This window comes from Streptococcus oralis subsp. dentisani (assembly GCF_002096685.1).
Lineage (GTDB): Bacteria > Bacillota > Bacilli > Lactobacillales > Streptococcaceae > Streptococcus > Streptococcus oralis_AD.
On sequence record NZ_NCVA01000012.1, the window covers coordinates 1 to 532 of the forward strand.

The 532-nt window shown below is 42.7% G+C and carries 1 protein-coding gene; it reads left to right on the forward strand.

Annotated elements, in window-relative coordinates; translation table 11 throughout:
- Positions 1–532: T7SS effector LXG polymorphic toxin (locus tag B7705_RS00145; protein WP_239822324.1), on the forward strand; the 532-nt coding region annotated here is incomplete at both ends.

Below are 532 nucleotides of genomic sequence, written 5' to 3' on the forward strand. Positions count from 1 at the left end.
GGGAAAGCGATTACGAATGAAATCAATAATGTTCATAACCCCGTGATTGTTGGCTTAAAGAATAGCTTAGAATTTCTAGGTTCTGAGTTTTCCAAGACGATCACGGATTTTCAGAATTTTGTTGGCGAAACCTCTGCAACGGCAGTTTTAGCAGAAGAGACTTTGGATGATGCGATCAAGAAGCTAAATGAAGCCGATGAGAAACACAAGGTGATGGATACCAATTTTAAGAGTATCTATGATGGGATTTCGAGTCTCTATCACCTGAGTGCTCCCTTAAGTAGCACCTTCTATACCAATACCCAGACAGCCCGGAAGTATGTTCAGGATACGAAGAATAAGGTAAATGCCTTTGATAAGATGACCTCACCCAGCAGTACTGAACAGCTTTTTAGTGCTTTAGGTAGCCAGATGGCGGCTGCTGGAAGAGTGAAGAGTCTGAGTTATAGTGATCCTATTTTGACCGACTTTGTGGCGCATGAAGAACTCGGTAAAGCGATTTATGAGCTGGATCAGCAGTATGCGAAAGCCA